This window comes from Pseudomonas sp. (assembly GCF_030690725.1).
Lineage (GTDB): Bacteria > Pseudomonadota > Gammaproteobacteria > Pseudomonadales > Pseudomonadaceae > Aquipseudomonas.
Map to the genome: position 1 here is coordinate 1 of NZ_JAUYGD010000008.1, position 2,487 is coordinate 2,487.

The 2,487-nt window shown below is 55.2% G+C and carries 7 protein-coding genes and 1 pseudogene; all 8 read right to left on the reverse strand.

The features are described from left to right. Window positions 1-83, reverse strand: an 83-nt coding sequence (locus tag Q8O69_RS01960; protein WP_304866363.1) for a KOW motif-containing protein, incomplete at its 3' end; no start/stop codon positions are given. 11 nt (window positions 84-94) lie between these two features. Continuing rightward, on the reverse strand, window positions 95-463 hold the full coding sequence (rplN, locus tag Q8O69_RS01965; RefSeq protein WP_003289207.1) for a 50S ribosomal protein L14: 369 nt from the start codon (window positions 461-463) through the stop codon (window positions 95-97). A 22-nt stretch (window positions 464-485) separates the two neighbouring features. Beyond that, window positions 486-752, reverse strand: coding sequence for a 30S ribosomal protein S17 (gene rpsQ / locus Q8O69_RS01970; protein ID WP_025167719.1), 267 nt, complete (start codon window positions 750-752; stop codon window positions 486-488). A gap of 2 nt (window positions 753-754) precedes the next feature. Beyond that, a complete protein-coding gene (gene rpmC / locus Q8O69_RS01975) occupies window positions 755-946 on the reverse strand; it encodes a 50S ribosomal protein L29 (RefSeq protein WP_002555481.1) in 192 nt (63 codons plus the stop codon). Next, window positions 946-1,359 carry a 50S ribosomal protein L16 gene (rplP, locus tag Q8O69_RS01980; protein ID WP_042552939.1) on the reverse strand — a complete coding sequence of 138 codons (414 nt, stop codon included), beginning with the start codon at window positions 1,357-1,359 and terminating at the stop codon, window positions 946-948. Before rplP ends, rpmC begins: the two co-directional genes overlap by 1 nt. A 12-nt stretch (window positions 1,360-1,371) precedes the next feature. After that, a complete protein-coding gene (rpsC, locus tag Q8O69_RS01985) occupies window positions 1,372-2,058 on the reverse strand; it encodes a 30S ribosomal protein S3 (RefSeq protein WP_027982006.1) in 687 nt (228 codons plus the stop codon). Window positions 2,059-2,071: 13 nt separating this feature from the next. Beyond that, the gene (gene rplV, locus Q8O69_RS01990; protein WP_079204524.1) at window positions 2,072-2,404 is read right to left on the reverse strand and encodes a 50S ribosomal protein L22; all 333 of its coding nucleotides are present in this window, start codon (window positions 2,402-2,404) and stop codon (window positions 2,072-2,074) included. Between the two features lie 11 nt (window positions 2,405-2,415). Further along, window positions 2,416-2,487 (reverse strand): annotated as a pseudogene (locus tag Q8O69_RS01995) (30S ribosomal protein S19); the annotation flags it as partial.

Genomic DNA, 2,487 nt, shown 5'->3' on the forward strand with positions numbered 1-2,487 from the left:
AGAACCTTGAGCACCTTGCCACGCTTACCTTTGTCTTTACCGGCGATCACGATGATCTCGTCGTCACGACGAATCTTTTGCATGTCGGATCTCCTTAGAGCACTTCAGGGGCGAGCGAGACGATCTTCATGAACTTCTCAGAGCGAAGTTCACGAGTCACTGGCCCAAAAATACGGGTGCCGATCGGCTCTTGCTTGTTGTTCAGCAGAACAGCAGCGTTGCCATCGAAGCGAATGATCGAGCCATCAGGGCGACGAACGCCGTGACGAGTGCGGACTACGACAGCAGTCATCACTTGGCCCTTCTTCACTTTACCGCGCGGAATTGCTTCCTTGACGGTCACCTTGATGATGTCGCCGATGCCGGCGTAGCGGCGATGCGAACCACCCAGCACCTTGATGCACATAACGCGACGAGCACCGCTGTTGTCAGCGACGTCGAGCATGGATTGAGTCTGAATCATATATTTCTCCGACCCCTAGTCCTTAGACTTCCACTGCGCGTTCGAGAACTTCAACCAGTGCCCAAGACTTGGTCTTGGCTACGGGACGGGTTTCACGGATGGAAACCTTGTCGCCAATATGGCACTGATTGCTTTCGTCGTGCGCGTGCAGCTTGGTCGAACGCTTGACATATTTGCCGTAGATCGGGTGCTTGACGCGACGCTCGATCAATACGGTGATGGTCTTGTCCATCTTGTCGCTGACGACACGGCCGGTCAGCGTACGGACTGTTTTTTCGGCTTCAGCCATGATCACTTACCTGCCTGCTGATTGAGCACAGTCTTCACACGAGCAATATCGCGCTTAACTTGCGAGAGCAGGTGAGACTGCCCCAACTGGCCAGTTGCTTTCTGCATACGCAGATTGAACTGGTCGCGCAGCAGGCCGAGCAGTTGCTCGTTCAGCTGCTGTGCTGATTTTTCACGAAGTTCATTCGCCTTCATCACATCACCGTCCGCTTAACAAAAGTGGTGGCGAGCGGCAGCTTTGCAGCCGCCAGGGCGAAAGCCTCACGCGCCAACTCTTCGGAAACGCCTTCGATTTCATACAGGACTTTGCCTGGCTGAATCTGGGCTACCCAATACTCGACGCTACCCTTCCCTTTACCCATCCGCACTTCGAGAGGCTTCTTGGTGACCGGTTTGTCAGGGAACACGCGAATCCAGATTTTCCCGCCACGCTTAACGTGACGAGTCAGAGCACGACGAGCGGACTCGATCTGACGGGCGGTGAGACGACCGCGGGCAACAGACTTCAAGGCGAATTCGCCGAAGCTGACTTTGCTACCGCGCTGAGCCAGGCCACGGTTGTGGCCGGTCATCTGCTTGCGGAACTTCGTACGCTTTGGTTGCAACATTTGGCGTACCCCTTACTTGGCAGCTTTTTTACGAGGCGCAGGTGCCTGCGGTTTCAGTTCTTCCTGGCGACCACCAATCACTTCGCCTTTGAAGATCCAAACCTTGACACCGATCACACCATAAGTGGTGTGCGCTTCGTACGTGGCATAGTCGATATCGGCACGCAGGGTGTGCAACGGCACACGACCTTCGCGATACCATTCGGTACGTGCAATTTCAGCACCGCCGAGACGACCGCTCACTTGGATTTTGATGCCCTTGGCACCAATGCGCATGGCGTTCTGTACAGCGCGTTTCATAGCGCGACGGAACATCACACGACGCTCCAGCTGCTGAGCTACGCTCTGCGCAACCAGCATACCGTCGAGCTCCGGCTTGCGGATTTCTTCGATATTGATGTGCACAGGCACACCCATTTGCTTGGTCAGGTCCTGACGCAGTTTCTCAACATCTTCACCTTTCTTGCCGATCACGATTCCGGGACGGGCGGTGTGGATGGTGATACGTGCAGTCTGAGCCGGACGATGGATATCGATACGGCTTACGGACGCGCTTTTTAGTTTGTCTTGGAGGTATTCGCGCACCTTCAGATCAGCGAACAAATAGTCCGCATAAGTCCGACCGTCTGCGTACCAGACGGAGGTGTGCTCCTTGACGATTCCCAGGCGAATGCCAATGGGATGTACTTTCTGACCCATCTGATCGACTCCGTTACTTGTCCGCAACCTTGACAGTGATATGGCAAGACCGCTTGACGATGCGATCAGCGCGGCCTTTGGCACGCGGCATGATTCGCTTCAGCGAACGCCCTTCGTTGACGAAAACGGTGCTGACCTTGAGGTCATCAACATCTGCGCCTTCGTTATGCTCGGCGTTGGCTACAGCCGACTCCAGCACTTTCTTGATGATATCGGCGGCTTTCTTACTGCTAAAAGCCAACAAATTGAGCGCTTCGCCCACCTTCTTCCCGCGGATCTGGTCGGCGACCAAGCGGGCTTTCTGGGCGGAGATTCGAGCGCCCGACAACTTAGCGGCTACTTCCATTTCCTAACCCCTTAACGCTTGGCTTTCTTGTCAGCCACGTGCCCACGATAGGTACGAGTGCCGGCAAATTCGCCCAGTTTGTG

Coding starts and splice junctions, on each gene's coding strand:
- rplN (WP_003289207.1), bottom strand. CDS start 463: ATGATTCAGACTCAATCCATGCTCGACGTCGCTGACAACAGCGGTGCT.
- rpsQ (WP_025167719.1), bottom strand. CDS start 752: ATGGCTGAAGCCGAAAAAACAGTCCGTACGCTGACCGGCCGTGTCGTC.
- rpmC (WP_002555481.1), bottom strand. CDS start 946: ATGAAGGCGAATGAACTTCGTGAAAAATCAGCACAGCAGCTGAACGAG.
- rplP (WP_042552939.1), bottom strand. CDS start 1,359: ATGTTGCAACCAAAGCGTACGAAGTTCCGCAAGCAGATGACCGGCCAC.
- rpsC (WP_027982006.1), bottom strand. CDS start 2,058: ATGGGTCAGAAAGTACATCCCATTGGCATTCGCCTGGGAATCGTCAAG.
- rplV (WP_079204524.1), bottom strand. CDS start 2,404: ATGGAAGTAGCCGCTAAGTTGTCGGGCGCTCGAATCTCCGCCCAGAAA.